The organism is Mobiluncus holmesii ATCC 35242 (assembly GCF_000185445.1).
Taxonomy (GTDB): domain Bacteria; phylum Actinomycetota; class Actinomycetes; order Actinomycetales; family Actinomycetaceae; genus Mobiluncus; species Mobiluncus curtisii.
Map to the genome: position 1 here is coordinate 1161663 of NZ_GL622346.1, position 17286 is coordinate 1178948.

General features: G+C 56.5%; 20 protein-coding genes. 1 reads left to right on the forward strand and 19 read right to left on the reverse strand.

Annotation, left to right across the window (positions count from 1 at the left end; all coding sequences use genetic code 11):
* Positions 1–21: 21 nt before the first annotated feature.
* The 4 genes from frr to rpsB all read right to left on the reverse strand — a co-directional run bounded on the left by frr (position 22) and on the right by rpsB (position 3287).
* Positions 22–579, reverse strand: coding sequence for a ribosome recycling factor (gene frr / locus HMPREF0576_RS05060; protein ID WP_004007125.1), 558 nt, complete (start codon positions 577–579; stop codon positions 22–24).
* 61 nt (positions 580–640) lie between these two features.
* A complete protein-coding gene (gene pyrH / locus HMPREF0576_RS05065; protein ID WP_004010969.1) occupies positions 641–1378 on the reverse strand; it encodes a UMP kinase in 738 nt (245 codons plus the stop codon).
* Between the two features lie 115 nt (positions 1379–1493).
* The gene (tsf, locus tag HMPREF0576_RS05070; protein ID WP_004007127.1) at positions 1494–2363 is read right to left on the reverse strand and encodes a translation elongation factor Ts; all 870 of its coding nucleotides are present in this window, start codon (positions 2361–2363) and stop codon (positions 1494–1496) included.
* 78 nt (positions 2364–2441) lie between these two features.
* Positions 2442–3287, reverse strand: a complete 846-nt coding sequence (gene rpsB / locus HMPREF0576_RS05075) for a 30S ribosomal protein S2 (RefSeq protein ID WP_004007128.1) — start codon at positions 3285–3287, stop codon at positions 2442–2444.
* A 367-nt stretch (positions 3288–3654) separates the two neighbouring features.
* Between rpsB and HMPREF0576_RS05080 the strand changes: the two genes are divergently transcribed.
* The gene (locus tag HMPREF0576_RS05080) at positions 3655–4221 is read left to right on the forward strand and encodes a M23 family metallopeptidase (protein WP_036324555.1); all 567 of its coding nucleotides are present in this window, start codon (positions 3655–3657) and stop codon (positions 4219–4221) included.
* Between the two features lie 32 nt (positions 4222–4253).
* On the opposite strand, the gene HMPREF0576_RS05085 is transcribed toward HMPREF0576_RS05080, so the two are convergent.
* From HMPREF0576_RS05085 to HMPREF0576_RS05155, 15 genes are all read right to left on the reverse strand, one after another.
* Positions 4254–4985 carry a DUF6318 family protein gene (locus HMPREF0576_RS05085; protein ID WP_004007130.1) on the reverse strand — a complete coding sequence of 244 codons (732 nt, stop codon included), beginning with the start codon at positions 4983–4985 and terminating at the stop codon, positions 4254–4256.
* Between the two features lie 192 nt (positions 4986–5177).
* Entirely contained in the window at positions 5178–6149 is a 972-nt protein-coding gene (locus HMPREF0576_RS05090) for a tyrosine recombinase XerC (RefSeq protein ID WP_004007133.1), read from the reverse strand.
* A gap of 9 nt (positions 6150–6158) precedes the next feature.
* Positions 6159–7547 (reverse strand): DNA-processing protein DprA, encoded by a 1389-nt coding sequence (dprA, locus tag HMPREF0576_RS05095; RefSeq protein WP_004010973.1) that lies wholly within the window; start codon positions 7545–7547, stop codon positions 6159–6161.
* Positions 7548–7559: 12 nt separating this feature from the next.
* Positions 7560–9125: a YifB family Mg chelatase-like AAA ATPase gene (locus tag HMPREF0576_RS05100; RefSeq protein ID WP_004010974.1), complete on the reverse strand. Its 1566-nt coding sequence runs from the start codon at positions 9123–9125 to the stop codon at positions 7560–7562.
* Entirely contained in the window at positions 9122–9613 is a 492-nt protein-coding gene (locus tag HMPREF0576_RS05105) for a YraN family protein (RefSeq protein WP_236589646.1), read from the reverse strand. Before HMPREF0576_RS05105 ends, HMPREF0576_RS05100 begins: the two co-directional genes overlap by 4 nt.
* Positions 9614–9752: 139 nt before the next feature.
* The gene (locus tag HMPREF0576_RS05110; RefSeq protein WP_004007137.1) at positions 9753–10061 is read right to left on the reverse strand and encodes a DUF2469 domain-containing protein; all 309 of its coding nucleotides are present in this window, start codon (positions 10059–10061) and stop codon (positions 9753–9755) included.
* A 26-nt stretch (positions 10062–10087) separates the two neighbouring features.
* Complete coding sequence (locus HMPREF0576_RS05115) at positions 10088–10795, reverse strand: ribonuclease HII (RefSeq protein ID WP_004010984.1); 708 nt, start codon at positions 10793–10795, stop codon at positions 10088–10090.
* 10 nt (positions 10796–10805) lie between these two features.
* Entirely contained in the window at positions 10806–12140 is a 1335-nt protein-coding gene (lepB, locus tag HMPREF0576_RS05120) for a signal peptidase I (RefSeq protein WP_004010985.1), read from the reverse strand.
* Between the two features lie 167 nt (positions 12141–12307).
* Entirely contained in the window at positions 12308–12655 is a 348-nt protein-coding gene (gene rplS / locus HMPREF0576_RS05125) for a 50S ribosomal protein L19 (RefSeq protein WP_004007140.1), read from the reverse strand.
* Between the two features lie 253 nt (positions 12656–12908).
* Entirely contained in the window at positions 12909–14375 is a 1467-nt protein-coding gene (gene trmD, locus HMPREF0576_RS05130; RefSeq protein WP_004010986.1) for a tRNA (guanosine(37)-N1)-methyltransferase TrmD, read from the reverse strand.
* Positions 14376–14433: 58 nt separating this feature from the next.
* Positions 14434–15012 (reverse strand): ribosome maturation factor RimM, encoded by a 579-nt coding sequence (locus HMPREF0576_RS05135; protein ID WP_004010987.1) that lies wholly within the window; start codon positions 15010–15012, stop codon positions 14434–14436.
* Between the two features lie 79 nt (positions 15013–15091).
* Entirely contained in the window at positions 15092–15331 is a 240-nt protein-coding gene (locus HMPREF0576_RS05140; RefSeq protein ID WP_036324558.1) for an RNA-binding protein, read from the reverse strand.
* A 5-nt stretch (positions 15332–15336) separates the two neighbouring features.
* Positions 15337–15846 carry a 30S ribosomal protein S16 gene (rpsP, locus tag HMPREF0576_RS05145; RefSeq protein WP_004009246.1) on the reverse strand — a complete coding sequence of 170 codons (510 nt, stop codon included), beginning with the start codon at positions 15844–15846 and terminating at the stop codon, positions 15337–15339.
* A gap of 183 nt (positions 15847–16029) precedes the next feature.
* Entirely contained in the window at positions 16030–16677 is a 648-nt protein-coding gene (locus HMPREF0576_RS05150; RefSeq protein WP_245527341.1) for an NUDIX hydrolase, read from the reverse strand.
* Between the two features lie 46 nt (positions 16678–16723).
* Positions 16724–17152, reverse strand: coding sequence for a NifB/NifX family molybdenum-iron cluster-binding protein (locus tag HMPREF0576_RS05155; RefSeq protein ID WP_004009242.1), 429 nt, complete (start codon positions 17150–17152; stop codon positions 16724–16726).
* Positions 17153–17286 lie beyond the last annotated feature (134 nt).

The window sequence follows — 17286 nt, forward strand, 5'->3', positions numbered from 1 at the left end:
GTAATAACGGGTCGACGGCGCCTAAATAGTCATCAACTCTGATTCTTTGGCAGCCAGCAGCTGATCAATTTCATCAGTGAACTTTTTCGTGATGGAATCAAGTTCCTTTTCCCCGCGTTTGATTTCGTCCTCGCCGAGTTCCTTATTCTTTAGCATAGCTTCGAATTCGTCCTTGGCTTTGCGGCGCAGTGAACGCACGGACTGGCGTCCTTCCTCGGCTTTGGTCTTGGCAATCTTAACGTATTCTTTACGCCGTTCCTCCGTCAGGGCAGGCAGGACGATACGGATGGTTTTACCGTCATCAGTGGGGTTCACGCCCAAGTCTGCTTCCGCAATGGCACGAATGATGTCTTGCGAGGCTGACTTGTCAAAAGGCTGAACTATGACGGTACGAGCCTCGGGAATGTTAAAGGAAGCCAACTGCTTTAACGGGGTGGGGGCGCCATAGTAGTCGACCATAATGCCGTCAAACATAGCAGTATTAGCACGACCGGTACGAATGGAAGCGAATTCGTCTTGGGTGGCGCTCAGTGCCTTTGTCATCATGGTCTTGGCAGATTTGAGGGTGTCTTCAATCACGAGTTTCTCCTTTTATTCTTTGCTTTCTCCACAGGTTCCCCGGTGGGTTTCGTTATCTCAATTACTTTTCGCTGTACAGCACAGTGCCGATTTCATCGCCCAGCAATGCCTTAGTGACGTTGCCCGGCTGGGACATGCCAAACACGCGCATCTTCAGTTTGTTTTCGGAGCACAGGGAAAAAGCAGCCGCATCTACGACCTTTAAACCGTCGCGCAGCGCTTTCTCATAGCTAACCTCGTCAAGCTTTACAGCCTCCGGGTTCTGGCGCGGATCGTCAGTGTAGACCCCGTCCACCCCGTTCTTGCCCACCAGCAGTTCCTGGCAATGTGTCTCCAGGGCACGCTGGGCACTAACGGTGTCGGTAGAGAAATACGGCATCCCGGCACCCGCTCCGAACACGACCACGCGCCCTTTTTCGAGGTGACGAATGGCACGTAACGGCACATAAGGTTCAGCGACCTGGGTCATCGTGATGGCAGACTGAACCCTGGTGCGCACCCCGGCTTGTTCCAGGAAATCTTGCAGAGCCAGGGCGTTCATCACGGTACCCAACATCCCCATGTAATCCGCTCGTGCGCGATCTAAACCGTGCTGGCTCAGCTCCGCGCCACGAAAGAAGTTTCCGCCACCAACCACAATGGCAACCTGTATTCCCTGAGTCACCGCCGCAGCGACCTGCTGAGCGATATTGGAAACGACATCGGGGTCCAACCCCACTTGCCCGCCACCAAAGACTTCACCGGAAAGTTTCATCAAAACCCGGCGTTTACCGGGGGCTACAGAGCCGTTGTCGCTCATCTATCTTCTCCCTTGAAAGACCAACATCCTTAGTCATTATACGCAAATGCCCCAAAGCCTTCATCGACCCTGGGGCATTTACCTAGTGTAGATGGGTTTCACGAACCCTTCGGGCTTACTCGCCAGCCTGCAAACGCGCGAAAGCGGTGACCTTGCCCTTGGAAGCTTCCACAATCTTGCCGACCGTGGTCTTGGGATCCTTCGCAAAGGGCTGTTCCAGCAGCACGCAGTCCTTGTAAAAGCCCTTCATCCGACCTTCCACAATCTTTGCCACAGCAGCTTCCGGCTTGCCTTCAGCCTTGGTGGTTTCAGTCAGAGTGGCGCGTTCCTTTTCGACTTCCTCGGCAGGAACATCCTCGCAGCTCAGGTACTCCGGGCTGTAGGCAGCGATGTGCATCGCGACATCGTGAGCGACTTCGGCACCAGCCTTGTCGGTAGCCACCATGACGCCAACGGTCGGGGGCAAATCCTGGGAAGAACGGTGCAGGTAGACATCGACGGCTTCACCTTCAACCTGGCGCACGTTGCCGACTTCCAGTTTCTCACCGATAATCGCCGCAACCGCCTCAATGGTGTCCTTGACCGTACCATCAGCAGACTTGGCAGCCAGGAGTTCCTCTACGGTAGCCGCACCGGATGCAGCAGCAGCCTCCAGCACCTTGTCTGCCATCGCGATGAATTTGTCGGTCTTGACCACGAAGTCGGTTTCGGCGTTGACCTCAACCATGGTGCCGCGCTGACCAGCCTCGGTGTCGGTGACCTTGGCAGCAATCAGACCGGCTCCGGCGGAGCGACCTTCGCGCTTAGTCAGGGACTTCAGACCCTTGACTCGGATGATTTTCAGGGCTTCCTCGCGGTCGCCGTTTGCTTCTTCCAGGGCTTTCTTAACGTCAGCTAAGCCCGCACCGGTTTCTTCGCGCAAGTCCTTGAGGTCTTGCATGTTATATTTAGCCAATTTTTCCTCCAGTTTCAGAGCAAGTTTCATGCACCGGGAACTTCTATATTCCCGATAATCCTTTTGAGTGAGCGTTGAAGTGTTATCTCCCCGCTCAGCTGCAGCCGATTACTCGGCTTTTGCGTCGGTAGCTTCGCTCGCAGCGGGTGCAGTTTCCGCCGGCTTATCCGCGGCAGGAGCCTTCGCGTCATCGCCTGCCAGAAGCTCGCGTTCCCACTCCGCCATCGGTTCGGCACTTTCCGGGTTCTCGCCCAGCTGTTTCTTGGAACGAGCCAGCAGACCCTCTGCACAAGCGTCAGCAATCACCTTGGTCAGCAAATCGACTGCGCGAATCGCGTCGTCGTTGCCGGGAATGCCGTAATCTACCTCGTCAGGGTCACAGTTCGTGTCCAGAATGGCAACGACCGGAATCCCAAGCTTTTGGGCTTCCGCAATCGCCAAGTGTTCCTTCTTGGTGTCAACCACCCAGATAGCCGAAGGGGTTTTCGCCATGTCGCGGATGCCGCCCAGGGTCTTGGCGAGCTTGTCCTTTTCACGTCGCATCATCAACAGTTCCTTCTTCGTCAATCCCGAAGCGGAAGTGTCCTCAAAGTCGTACTGTTCCAGTTCCTTCAGTCGCTGCAAGCGCTTGTGCACCGTCGAGAAGTTGGTCAGCATCCCGCCCAGCCAACGTTCGTTCACGAAAGGCATCCCCACGCGGGTAGCCTGTTCCTGAATGGACTCTTGAGCCTGCTTCTTGGTGCCCACGAACAGCAGCGTGCCGCCGTGCGCCACGGTTTCCTTTACGAATTCGTAAGCAATATCAATGTCAGCAATGGTTTGCTGCAAATCGAGAATGTAAATGCCGGAACGGTCGGTCAAAATAAACCGCTTCATCTTGGGGTTCCAGCGACGGGTTTGGTGCCCGAAGTGCACGCCGCTTTCCAAAAGCTGGCGCATGGTAACGACTGCCATGTGGCGTCCTTCTTTCAGTTATGGGACACAGCTGTCCCGGCGCACAAGCGCTCCGGAGACGTCTACGTCCAGTTTCGGTTAATGCCTGGTGTTCGCTCGCCTTCCCCACCCCATAGGGACCTGGAGGATTGCGCTTATCACGGCTACGCTGGCAGTAACACCGGCAACGCCGCCATTGCGAACACGCGAAGTCAGCTGCATGGGCAGCTGCGAGGGTTAACTTTACCAAAACTTCCTACAGAAAAGCTAATTCGGCGCGACCTGGCGCGGTTTTGTGGTTTTTCCACAAGCGGGGTCAAATCGGGGTTTTCCACAGGTGAAAGTTTGTTCTCTGGTGCGGGCGTTTCTTTCACGTCACACTGCAGTCATGAGAAAAGTTTTTATCACCTTCTGCTGTTGCCTGACCCTGAGTCTGGTGGGAGGCCCTGCTTCACCTGCCGCCGGAATCACCGTCACCCCAAACTTACCTGCGGTCACCAGCCCAGCCTCGTTAACGACCTTTTCACCAGGGAAAACGTCAGGTATACGGGATTTCCTCTATTGGCCCACCGGTCACCCTACCGCAGTACCGCGCAAGTTTGACCCGCCCGCCCAGAAATGGTTGGCAGGGCACCGCGGTATCGATTTGCGGGTCAGCCCCGGTGAGACTGTCTTTGCCGCGACTGACGCGACGGTACTCTATGCCGGTAATCTGGCGGGACGTCCCGTGATTTCACTCGAAGACACGACGGGGCGGCGCTATACCTACGAGCCGGTAGAACCCGCGGTCGCAGTCGGGGATGAAGTGACTCGCGGTCAGGCCATTGGGACGGCACTGGGAGGGCACTGTTCCCCTGGGGACTGCCTACATTTCGGAGTCAAGGACGGCCCAGACGGCTACGTGGATCCGCTGCGTCTGTTGGGGGGAAGGATTCGCCTGTACCCAGTGAGCTAGGTGAGTCGGGGAACACGCCGCGGCGCTACCGCTCACTCACCAGTATCGGAATACTTGGCGGGAGCTTTATAGATGCCGGTAATCACGTTGTTTCCGTGAATATACTCGACCCGGTACTGGGATACGGTGTTCGAAGGGGGATCGTAGTTCAGGACTTCGCCCTTCTCAGAGCGCGCGATAATCGGCGGTTCCGCATTGCGAGCCACAACCCAAAAAATGGATTGATTCTGTTTGGACTTTCCCGCGGAGACATCGAGGATTTCCGTGCGTGGCACCCCGGTCTCTACGTGAGAATACTTCCGGGTGAAGTCAACGGACCACTGCGACATCTCCTGACACTTCGTGCACGCATCGGTGTAAACCTGGTTTACGAAATGCGCATCTTTCGACGCAAAGCTGTAATACATCGCATAGGTAAAGTACTTCACCACGGTGGCAGCACCGTCCACGGAGAACTCGTGGAAGAATTTCGGCTCATCAAACGGCGCCACTTTCATCATCTGATCTGCAGGAATCTCTTTGAGTTCAGCGGGGGAAGGGTTGTCTTTCACCGTCGCGGTATAACTCGGCGCTGGCTCTCCTGAAACCGGGTCTTTAGTCGTGTTCGGAGCCGCAGGCTCGACCAAGGGAATATCCGCGGTCATCATCTCGCGCGCAGTTCTCTCGGATCCGGAAGCAGTAACCGCCGTACCGCATCCCGTTAACACTGCGGCGGAGCACAGCATCATCAGCGATGCTTGCAAAATCCGCAGTTTTCCGACCATGACGCTCCTCCCGAGACACCATTACCTTGCTTTTCATGATTCATTGTATGTGGTTTAGGAGGAAATTCATAGAGTCAATCCAGCTTTTTCTCAGTTTTGTAAAGACATTCCAGGGACACTATCTTCCCAGCTCACAGGCTTGCTTTTTTCTAGCCTTTAGATATTTTTTGGGGAAACATTTAAATTAGGACTTTAGGCCCGCGGATGCGCCTGCAGATACACCGCACGGAGCTTATCCATCGAGAGGTGTGTATAGCGCTGGGTCGTGGCTAAGCTGGCGTGACCCAGAATCTCCTGGACACTGCGCAAATCCGCCCCTCCATCCAACAGGTGCGTGGCAGCGGTGTGACGTAGCCCGTGCGGCCCCAAGTCCGGTACCCCCGCCTGCGCCGTCAGTCGATGCAGCATTCCGCGGACGATCCGCGTATCCAACATTCCGCCTTTTGCCCCTAAAAATACCCGGTTCAGCGCAGGCTTTTCCGGATTCACCAGGGCGGGGCGTCCCTTTTCCAGGTACTCTTCTAGCGCCAGACCCGCAGGAATGCCGTACGGCACGACTCGCTGTTTGTCACCTTTTCCCGTCACCCGGACAGTGCGTTGGCTTTTATTAATGTTGCCCAGTTCTAACCCGGTCAGCTCGCTGACCCGAATGCCGGTGGCATAAAGCAGCTCTAAGGCTGCCCAGTCACGCAGTTTCACCGGATTGGGAGCGGTAGAGGCTTCAGGATAAGCGGCGGCACGTGCCGTTTCCAAGAGGTGTGCCGCGTCCGTGGCAGACAAAACCGTGGGCAGGGCGTTATCCGGCCGCGAAGCCCGCAAGTTTTGCCCAGCATCGCCCGGGACTATGCCGCGGACCTGCGCCCACGAGGCAAAAGTGCGAAAGGACGCCACTCGACGAGCCAGCGTGGCGCGGCTCATCCCCGCGCGGCTCATTGCTCCCAGCCACGCCCGAATCCGGGCAGGATTAGCCAAATCTGCACGCAGTTGCTGCGCCGCGGGACCATCCCCGGAATCGGAGTCCACCAGGAAAGTCATTAATTCTCGCAAATCCGTGAGATACGCCCGCACGGTTTGCGGGGAAAGCCCCCGGTTTACGCTCAGCCATTGCCCAAAATCTGCGGTAATTTCTCGGGCAAAGACCGCTGCTGGGTTATTTTCACTCACCTCTTGATTCTACCGGGCGGTTGCTTTCGACCTCAGGCGATATCTCCCTTTTCGGGTTTCAACCTTGCCATCCAGTTCCATCAACCCCAGCTCACTTTGCACCGTACGAGTGCCCAAACCGGCGGCACGCGACACCTGCTCCAAGGACTTCCAAGCCGTTTTCGATAAAACATCAATGACTTTTACGCCGTCACTGCTCAATCCAGCAAAAAGCGAGGGCGCCGGGATTTGTCCGGTCGAGTCGCGCTGGGGCGAAGCCGATACCACCCCGGAGATGCCCTTTCCTGCTGATCCCCCGACTCCAAACAAACTTTGTCCCGCCACATTCAGCGGAAACATGAGTTCCATGATTTCTGCCGCGTTCGTCACCAGGGCAGCGCCTTCCCGAATCAGTCGATGGCATCCGACGGAGGCGGTGGAAGTGACCGCTCCGGGCACCGCGGCAACCTGACGTCCCTGTTCCGCCCCATGGTTGGCGGTGGACATCGCCCCGGAACGTTCCCCCGCCTCAACCACCACTACAACTTGAGACAAGGCTGAGATGATGCGGTTACGAGTCAAAAACAGGTGTTTAGCAGGTCGCTGTGAGGGCGGGGCTTCGCTGACAATCGCCCCCGTTTGTTGGATTTGGGAAAACAGTCGCGCATTCATGGCAGGATAGAGATTCCCCAGCCCTCCAGCCTGCACGCTGATGGTCTTACCGCTCGAAGCGAGAGCCCCTCGATGCGCAGCAGCGTCAATCCCATAAGCTCCCCCACTGATGACCCAGATGCCACGCTCTGACAGTTCATACGCGATTTCTTGGGCTATATCGGTTCCATAGTGAGTCGCGCAACGTGCCCCGACCAGCGCCACTGCACCCTCAGATGCCAGCGCTTGCAAAGCCTGGGGATTACCCCGCACCCACAACGCCAGTGGCGCCACAGCGCCCAGACTATCGACTATCCCGGGCCAAGCCGCGTCGCCAGGCACCACCAGTGCGCCGCCGTCCCGGCTCAGCAGCTGATATTCCATCTCCAGGTTTAGCTCCCGCAGTCGCAAAGCCCAGCCTTCGATTTGCGCCACCGACGCGGGCAACTGAACCGGTTGAAACACAGTGCGAATCATCATGTCGTCAATTTCCGGCAGCTTTGCCGCCAGAAATTTCACGCGTTCCAGGGCTTCCCTCACCCCAAAATGCTCGATGACCTGACCCACGACAGGCTCTCCCGGTTGGGAAATCGCGGTCCATGCCGCACGAGCCTGGCGATCTTCTGGGCTTGGTGGCAGCACGACAGGGTCTCCACGCGATGGTAACGCCACCATTTCGTTCGAGTGTGACAGTTCTTCCGAGACCACATCCGGTGGGGACTTCGGGGCATTCAAGGGCACGTTCTCAGCTAGGCTTAACGTTTTCATAACTTCCTCTCTTTAGGACAGACAGAATCCTTCGTTTTGGCGCCGTAGTGTCATGGCAGTTCCCAGTTCGGGCAACCCCGGAACAGTTTTTCCGCTCAAATCGGCAACGGTCCACGCCAGGCGCAAGACCCTTTGAGCTCCCCGCATGGACAGGCGCCCCTGTTCCACCACGGTGTCGACCCGCCCAATCAGCTCCCGAGTGAAACCACCTTCGGGCTGTCGCAAAAATGGTCCCGGAATTTCCCGATTCAAATCCCATCCTCGCCCCTTCCACCGTTCCCGCTGCACATCACGAGCACGTTGCACACGGGCGGCGACCACCGTGGTGGTATCAGCGGGTTTCGCTCCCGCGAGCGAGCCTCGCCCCGGAGACTCCACCTGGATTTGGATGTCCATCCGGTCCAACAGCGGTCCGCTCAATCGTTCCAGATATCGTTTGCGTGAATAGGGTGTGCAGGTACAGGTGGCACACCGACTACCGGCGTTACCGCAGGGGCAGGGATTAGCCGCCATAATCAGTTGGAATCGAGCCGGATACTGGGCTGCACCCGCCGCCCGATGCAGCGTAATCTCCCCGTTTTCCAGCGGTTCTCGGAGGGAATCCAAGACCCGCGCCCCGAACTCGGGAGCCTCGTCCAAGAACAACACTCCCCGGTGAGCCAGGGAGGCGGCGCCGGGACGCGGCACTCCCGAGCCTCCTCCCACCATCGCTGCCAGCGTCGCCGAATGATGCGGGGCTTGAAAGGGAGGCTGACGAATTAATCCGTCCAGCGGAGACAACGTTCCGGCGAGGGAATGCAAGGCGGTGACTTCTACGGACTGTTCCAGTTCCAGGGGCGGGAGGATTCCAGGCAGCCGCGATGCCAGCATGGTTTTTCCCGAGCCCGGAGTGCCAATCATCAACAGATGATGACCTCCCGCGGCCGCCACTTCCATCGCCTGACAGGCAGCGGCTTGTCCGCGAATATCCGAAAAATCCCCGCCCAGACTGCAGGCAGGAGCCGGGGTGGTGTCCCCCTCCGCTGCCTCCGCCGGTTCTTCCGGCTCAGGCAGCGGCATCATCAAGTCTCCCCCCAATAACTCGATGACTTGCCCCAGGTGATGCACCCCTACCACATCCACCCCAGGAACCAGGGAAGCTTCAGCAAGGTTCGCTTGTGGCACCAAAATCTTTGTTTTTCCGGTCTTCATGGCGCCGATGACACTGGGTAAAATACCCCGGATTCCAATCACACGACCATCCAACCCCAGCTCTCCCAACATGATGCATTGCCCAGCTCGGCTGCGGGAAATGACCCCCATCGCAGCTAAAACGCTGACTGCCATCGCCAGGTCGTAGCCAGAGCCGGTCTTTGGCAGTGATGCCGGGGAGAGATTCAACACAATCCGCGTTCCCGGCCATTCATACAGGCAGCTGGTCACCGCAGCGCGCACCCGGTCTTTGGCCTCGCGCACCGCCGTGTCCGGCAGCCCGACCAAGCTGTAGGCGGTCATTCCATCGGAGATATGAGCCTCGACCCGCACCGGACGTGCTTGCATCCCTACCAAGCAAATCGACCAAGCAAATCCTGAACTCATTTCAACCCCTGGAGATGTTTCACCACGGGTTCACCGTGTCCGTCCCAATCCACGCTGCACAAATCTAGGCTGACCGCTCGATGGACTGGGACAATATCCCGTTGCGCTAACCATGCCCCCATAACCCGGCGCATCCGCGCCAGCTTTTTCATGGTGATGGCCTCAATAGGCAACCCGTGCCGATGATTGGAACGAGTCTTAACCTCCACGAACCCCAGAACTCCCTCGGGGCTGAGGGCGACTATGTCGACTTCCCCAGCACGACATCGCCAATTCCGATCCACAATTACATATCCCGCAGCTTTGAGCGACTCTGCAGCCACTTCCTCTCCAGCCATGCCCAGCTGACGATTGTGTAAGTTGTTCCGTGGTGGTGAGACAATTTGCCCCACTGTCCGCAGTGCGGAGTCACCGACTGTATCGTGGCATCGAGGGTTCGTCTCGGTACTGGCTTTATGACTGGTTTCAACGGTATTTGCGTAGCTCATGAACTCAGCTTTGCGCGCGCGACCGCCCTGACCAAGCCCAAACATTTTTACCTGTGGAAAACCGACTTATCCACAGCCCTATAAATGGCGAAAATCCGCCAATCAACCGGTTTTAACGAATTTATTGACGAAATCGAAGCTAGGGAATTTCGATTTCAGGCTTGGTGAGTTCCTCAACGTTGACGTCTTTGAAAGTAAGCACCCGCACGTTTTGCACGAAGCGCGAGGAGCGATAGACGTCCCAAACCCAGGCGTCCTCCAAAGTAATCTCAAAGAATACGTCCCCGCCGGCATTATTGTGCGTGGTGACGTCTACCTTGTTCGCCAGATAAAAGCGCCGGTCGGTTTCCACCACATAGCTAAACAGGGAAATCACATCGCGATATTCTCGGTATAAATCCAGTTCCAGCCCATTTTCATAGGACTCAATATCGTCGTTGTTGACCATCACGTAACCTTTCGTATTCCTCTACCCTACCGGAGCTTCCAAGTTTTGCGATGCCAGACACTCGCACCCAATTCAGCCAGACCTGCTTTGTGAGCAGGAGTCCCGTATCCGACGTTCCGGGCCCAGCCATATCCGGGGTCATGCAAGCTGCGCATGAAGGCGTCCCGATACACTTTAGCCAGTACCGCGGCGGCAGCGATTACAGCTGCTTTCCCATCCCCTTTCACCAGGGTTTCCACGCTGACTTCGGGGGAACTCACCAGGTTTCCCGCCCCGGCAAACAGGTCGGGTTGCCGCGGTGAGGCGAGATAGTCGAAGTTTCCGTCCAGCAGCAGCCTCTGGGGCAGGTGTCCCCTGGCATCCAGCTCGTTTAAAGCACGCCATCCAGCCAAACGCAACGCGGACATAATCCCTAATTCGTCGATTTCCGTATTCGAAGCCTGACCGATAGCAAAATCCCTGACCCACGCCTGAATGGGGTCTTGCAGCGCTACCCGACGCCGGGCGGTGAGCTGCTTAGAATCGTTCAATCCGACAGGAAAGCCCTGGGGGAAATCCGGATTCTCTAGGCTGCGTTGATCCAGCACTGCCACCCCCACGCACACCGGACCTGCTAACGCGCCACGACCGACCTCGTCCATCCCGCCTATCAGCGGTAGACGTCCTTCGTGACCGTAGCTCCCGCACTGTGCCAACTCTGCCAGAGCCGCAGTCTCCCAAGATAAATCGACCACCGCGGTAGCCTCATTGCGTGGGGGGCGGCGCTTCGTCGGCTTCGGAACTGAATTCATCATTCGGGGTGGCAGGCTTGGGAATGTTATAAAAAGCGCAGCTGGGAGTGATGAATTTCATACGTTCGACCGGCCAAACGACGACGAAAGCGCGACCCACCACGTTCGATTCAGAAACAAATCCATGCGAAGGTTTGTCTTGGTGCCAGCGGGAATCAGCAGAATGAGGTCGATTGTCCCCCATGACCCACAGCGAATTTTTCGGCACGACGACAGAAAATTCTATATCTGAAGAGACTCCGGTTTGGGGGATATAGTCCTCATCAATAGCTTTGCCGTTAATGGTCATCAGACCATCCTCGTCGCAGCAGGAGACATCATCGCCAGGGATTCCAATCACGCGTTTGATCAGATAACCTTGAGAGTCTTCCGGCAGCAGACCCACGAAAATCCCGAAATTCTTCACCTTGGTCGCAATCTGGAACGGAGTACGGTCAGGAGGACGTTTACGCAGCTGCTCCGCAGCAGTTTGGCTCCATCCTTCCACGTCTTCAAAGACCACAATATCGCCACGGTTAATGTCTCCGTGCCGGGCAGAGAATTTGTTGACCAGCACAGAATCGTTAATCATCAAGGTCTTTTCCATAGACTGCGAGGGAATGTAAAACGGCTGTAACAGGAACAGTCGTACCAGCGAGCTGATTGCCAGAGCCGTAATTACCACCGCGATAAACTCAAAATACCAGGGCAGGTCCAGAGCTAAATGTGGACGCTCGAGACCGTCGAGATTGCCCCGCACCCCCGGTGGCAAGGCATTCATGCCCCGGAATCCAGGCATCCCGGCGCCGCGTCCCGACTTGAACTCGCCGTCCTCATCATCAAGTTTGAAGTCGGTTTCGTCCTCCGCCAAGGCGCCATCTTTCCCTGAAACGTCAGGGATTTCCTCATTATCAAACATCATACCTGGAAAAGGTATAGAACCGTACGGAGGGTAAGGCATTCCCGGATACGGTTCCATTCCCAGGGGCGAGAAACCCGGCGGCATTTGCGTTGGCGGCATCCCATTGGGGTCCATACCAGGAAATTCCGCCCCATCTGGAAATGCGGGCTGCGGGGGGTAGCCTCCCGGAAAAGCCTCCGGAGGAAAAGGCATTCCCATGCCGTCTGGCGCGTATGGCGCTCCTTCACCGGGCATTGGTCCACCGGGGAAACCTTCATAGCCAGGAGGAAAAGACTCTGACATGGTCCCAGCTCCAGCAAATTGCGGGTTCGTGTTGAAGCCATCCGGAGACGTGCCCGAGGACGGGGCGTCTCGATTGGCGTTCTCAGGCTGCTGGGGCTTCGTCATAGTAAAAAAGAATAGCCTAAAAGGCTAAAGGAAACCCAAACATTTCCGGTTTGGGCTTCCTTTAGGATGAATTTTTGGGGCAGCACTCGCCTTGTCTTTCGACTGCCCGGCTGGTCTCACGAATCTCGTATTACCCCAGCGCGGCGACTGCCACAAATCATTGTAAGTTACCGCTTTTCGGCAACCTTAGCAGCCTTGCCGTGGCGATTACGCAGGTAGTACAGCTTGGCACGACGCACATCACCACGGGTCACGACCTCAATCTTGTCCACAGTCGGGGCGTGCAGCGGGAAGGTACGTTCTACACCGGTTCCGAACGACAGCTTTCGGACAGTGAACGTTTCGCCCACTCCACCGCCGTGGCGAGCGATAACTACGCCCTGAAAGATCTGAATACGGGAACGGTTCCCTTCGATAACCTTTACGTGAACCTTTACGGTGTCTCCCGGACGAAACTCCGGAGTATCCTCACGCATGGCGGCTTTGCCGATTTCCTCAACCAGAGGCTTCTGCATTATTTCTCCTTGACGCTCCTGCCACAGGTCAAAAACGTCTCACTGCGGGCACCTTCAGTGCCGATGGTGTTTCACTTCGCTATCGGGTCCCCCTGTGGCAGGTTGCCCGCGAAGCCGTACCATTTTGCCACAAATCAGGACAGAAACGCCACTTTTGCCCTTCCGGACGCTACGCAGCGCTTCTCAATGTGCTTATCCGTCGCTGGTTTGCGCATCACACGCCCTCGCGACACGTCCGACGATCGGACGTCTCTCAGGCATTGTCACGGTCGAAAACTCGGCGCATCACCACATCCTGGTTTTGCACGTCTCCCACCGTAAATGTCCGTTTGCCGATACGCCGAAACCCATGATGCTTATAGAATTTTTGAGCACGCTTGTTATAAATCGAAGTCCCCAGGCACACCCCCGGCGCATCGCTGGTACTAGCCAAATCCCGCACCGCCACTTCCAGCAGCGCCCCGGACAATCCGGTGGAATGCAGGGCTTCGCGCACGTAACACTTTGACAGGTAAGCGTCTCCGGCGACGATTCCCGCCTGGTCGACTTCTGACTCGCCCAGCCCCACTTTTGCGTAAGTGTATCCCACCAGTTCACCGCCCAGTTCTGCCACCCAGTAGCGGTTTTCTTGAGGTGTATTCAGACGCGCTTTCACCGACGTGGTGTCGAACTCAACGGCTATAAACTGGGCAATTGCATCGTTGCTGAGGTATGCCGGGCACGCCATAGGAAATGTCTCCGACCCTAAAGCGGACAAAGCCAGCGCCTCCTCTCGGTTCGGCTGACGAATTCGCAAGGGCACCGGCAGCAACTCCGCGGTATTCTTCTGCGCACCACCGATGCCTCGCGTCTCGCACAGCCGGGACAGCCCGATAGCCTCCAAATCCTGTGGGGACACGTAAAGCCATCCTAGCGAAGCGAGCTTTTCCCGCCCGCGCTTGCTTAACCGTCCGACATCCAGCCCTGCCAGCAAATCCGGACGCCGCGAACAGGTCTTTTCAATGGCTCGTTCGCGACGCCAAGCTTCGATTGCCGCGTGGTTTCCACCTTTCAGCACCTCGGGAACAGCCAGGTCACGCCAGATTTCGGGACGCGTATAGCAGGGGTATTCCAACAGCCCCGTTCCCTCGTATGATTCCTCAACCAAAGATTCCGGGTTACCCACCATGCCGTCAAGGAGCCGCCCAACTGCCTCAATCAGTGCCACAGCAGCGATTTCCCCACCGTTGAGCACATAATCCCCCAAGGAATATTCAAACACTTCCAGGTCGGGATACAGTTGCGGGTCAGTGTAGTGCGAGGCGACTCGCGAGTCGATGCCTTCGTAACGCCCACAAGCGATAATGACATTGTCTGCGTGCGCGGCAATTTCCCGAACTTTCGCCTGGGTCAGTGGAATTCCAGAGGGCGTGGGGATAGCCAGGATAGTTTTTGGGTTCACAAGGTCGGTCGGGCGGTTTTCCGGGTCACTTCCCGCGTACTGGTCTCGCAGCCTGTCCCGCGCCGCGTCAATGGCTTTGCCCCAAATGTCAGCCCGCATCACCATGCCAGCGCCCCCGCCGTACGGTGTGTCGTCGACGGAACGATGCGGGTCATCAGTGAAATCGCGCAGATTGGTGACGTCCCAGCTCAGCACCCCGTTCTGCGCCGCTTTGCCCAGCAGCGACAGACCGAGCACCTCAAAAAACTCGGGGAAAATCGTCAGAATCTGAAAACGCATCGTCCTCACCCTTATTCAGAAAGTCTCTCCCGGCACCTCCGGGAAACGTCAAACCGCCCTAGTGCGAGGGGAATAGCCCTCCGGGCGGATCCATGGTGACCAACCCATTGTCCAAATCGACATCGGGGACGATTTCATAAACAAAAGGCACCAGGATTTTTTCCCTCTCCGCGGTGGTGACTTCCAGCAAGTCTTGGGCAGGCGCCAGCAGCAGGTCACTGATGGTGCCTAATGTTTCACCTGCCAAGTTAATCGCCCGCAGCCCCACCAGTTCGTGACGGTAAAAGCCGTCGTCGCCCTCAGTGTTTTCCGAGTAGTCAGTCGCCTCCGGTTCAGCAGTGGTGTCTGGGGTGTCTCCGGGGTCGGTGCACGAGGGTGGGGCATCGGTCTCTATGTACAGTTTTGTCCCGCTGAGGGTTTCGGCGCCGTTGCGGTCGGGAATTTCCTGAAAGGACACCACGAAGTGTTTACCGCTCATCCGTGCTTGGTCTACTGTCAGCGCAGCGGGACTGTTTCGGTTGGTTAACAAGACAGTGCCGGGTGCAAATCGAGAGCGCGGGTCGTCCGTGCGCAGGGCGACTCGGACTTCACCACGGACGCCACTGGCGCGCCCGATAATTCCCACCGTGAGTTTCACCGCTGACCCCTTTCCTGTCTGATAAGTGCGTTAAAAAGTTTGACCCCTGCTATCGGCAGGGGTCAAACCAAATGACTATTTAGCGCCGATCTTGATCGATAACATCGACACGGACGCTGCCCTGGGTAGACAGTGCGGACGCCACCGAACGCAGCGCTTTCGCGGTGCGACCGTTACGACCGATGACTCGACCCAAATCCGAAGGGGCAACGTGTACTTCCAGGAGCTTGCCGCGACGCAAAGATTTTTCGCTCACGCGCACGGCCTCTGGCTCGTCGACGATGCCGCTAACCAGGTGTTCCAAAGAATCTGCAAGCATCGACATTATTCTGCCGCTTCCTCAGTCTTTTCTTCTGCCGGAGTGTCCTCAGCCTTTTCTTCGGCGGGGGCTTCAGCAGCGTCTTCCGCAGCTTCAGCTTCGGCAGCCTTCGCGGCTTCTTCAGCTTCCTTCTTTGCCTTGGCTTCGGCTTCAGCCTTCTTTGCCTTGGCCTTTTCGGCAGCGTCATCAGCAGCCTTCACAGCTGCCTCTACGTCAGCGCCGGCATCCTTTACCTGAATCCGGTTCTCAACGACCTTGGCGCCCTTAAATTGCGCCCAGTCGCCGGACAACACCAGGAAACGGTGCACCGCATCGGAGGGCTGAGCCCCTACACCCAGCCAGTACTGGATGCGTTCCGAGTTCAGTTCAATCAAAGACGGCTGCTGGTTGGGGTCGTACTTGCCAACCTCCTCGATAACACGACCGTCGCGCTTCTTGCGGCTGTCGACCACGACCACTCGATAGATGGGGTGGTGAATCTTACCAATTCGCTTCAAACGAATACGTACTGCCACTGTTGTGACTCTCCTTGTAACTCATGTCGCGAGCCTACAAAACCCCAGGTAGGGAAACACTAAAGCCTTGTTTTGCTCAAAATCCGAGGCCATGGTCACGAGAGGGCGGCAACCAAAGCCCAGTACAACGTTTCATTATGCCCGATTTATCCCGATTTACGCAATTCAATAACCAGGTTAAACCTAGTCAAAAATGACCTGCCAATTGGGATTGTGATGCGCCTCCAAACACATCTCTAGTTGTTCAGGGGTGGTCTTGCCCAGGGACATTTCCGGTAGCTCGTCAATTCCGAACCAGCCAATCTCAGTGGTTTCGAGGTTTTCCGCAAAGGTTCCTCCCAAGAGGGTACATTCTACGAAAAATGTGTAAACATGAAATATACCTTTACTGGGATTATGTTTGCGCTTGTCAATTACCGCTAACAGCCTGCCGGTTTTTACCTGCATCCCGGATTCTTCATAAGCCTCCTTGATGGTGTTTTCCCGAACGCTCAAACCCTCGTCAATCCAACCTCCCGGCAGGGACCACCGCCCATCCAGACCTTCATGTACCAGCAAAATCTTGTCTCCATCTGCCCCTGGACGTCCCGTGCCGTCACCAAAAATGACAGCCCGCGAATCTACTTTCGGTGTTCGGTAGCCATAATCCTCCAGCAGTACTTCCCGAGCTTGTTCGGGATTGTTGCCCGTCAAGCGCACCAAGAGTTCCGTTGCCAGTTCCCGAGTTTGGATTGCCCGGTCCCGGTCATAATCGTCGTGACCATAGAACTCTCCAGACTGACCGATGGCCTGCAGCTCCAAAATGAGGTCTACGACATCTTTATCCACCATTTCCATTAGCCTTTCTCGCCATCCTCAGTTTCAATACCAGCAAGTCCTATAACGGAATGACGGGAAGAATCCATTTGTTCCCCTTGGGGGCTGAATCGGGGACGGTGGTATTTCCGCAATCAACCGCACGGACCCGTTTCGCGGCATCTGTAGCGGCGTGACGAGCGTCGCCAGTCGCGGATAGCGGCAGAACGCCAAGTTTCATCATGGTCTTGACCATCGGCGGTCCCATGTGTCCGCTGACCACTGCCACAATGTCATGGTCCCGCATGAAACCCACTATTTGCGCGTGCAGACTACCGTGAGGTCCTTGCTCATGCAAGATGTCCCAACCAACCACAAATTCTTGCCAGGCTGTAATCTCGTCGGCGGTGTTGACGGTTGCTACCGCCATAGTTCGGGCTCTCCCCAGACCACCACCGACCTCGTCACCCATCACATTGATTGCTATATTCAGGTTTTTCGTATCACTCATTATTTATCCGAATTTCAGTATATTTATTCCTTGGCAAAGCTAGGAGCCTAAACAGGTTGTACCCTCCAGCACCACTTGGCCTCTTTTCTCGGGTTTAATCCTATGCCAGGTCCAGTCGCGGTGCCGGACAAACC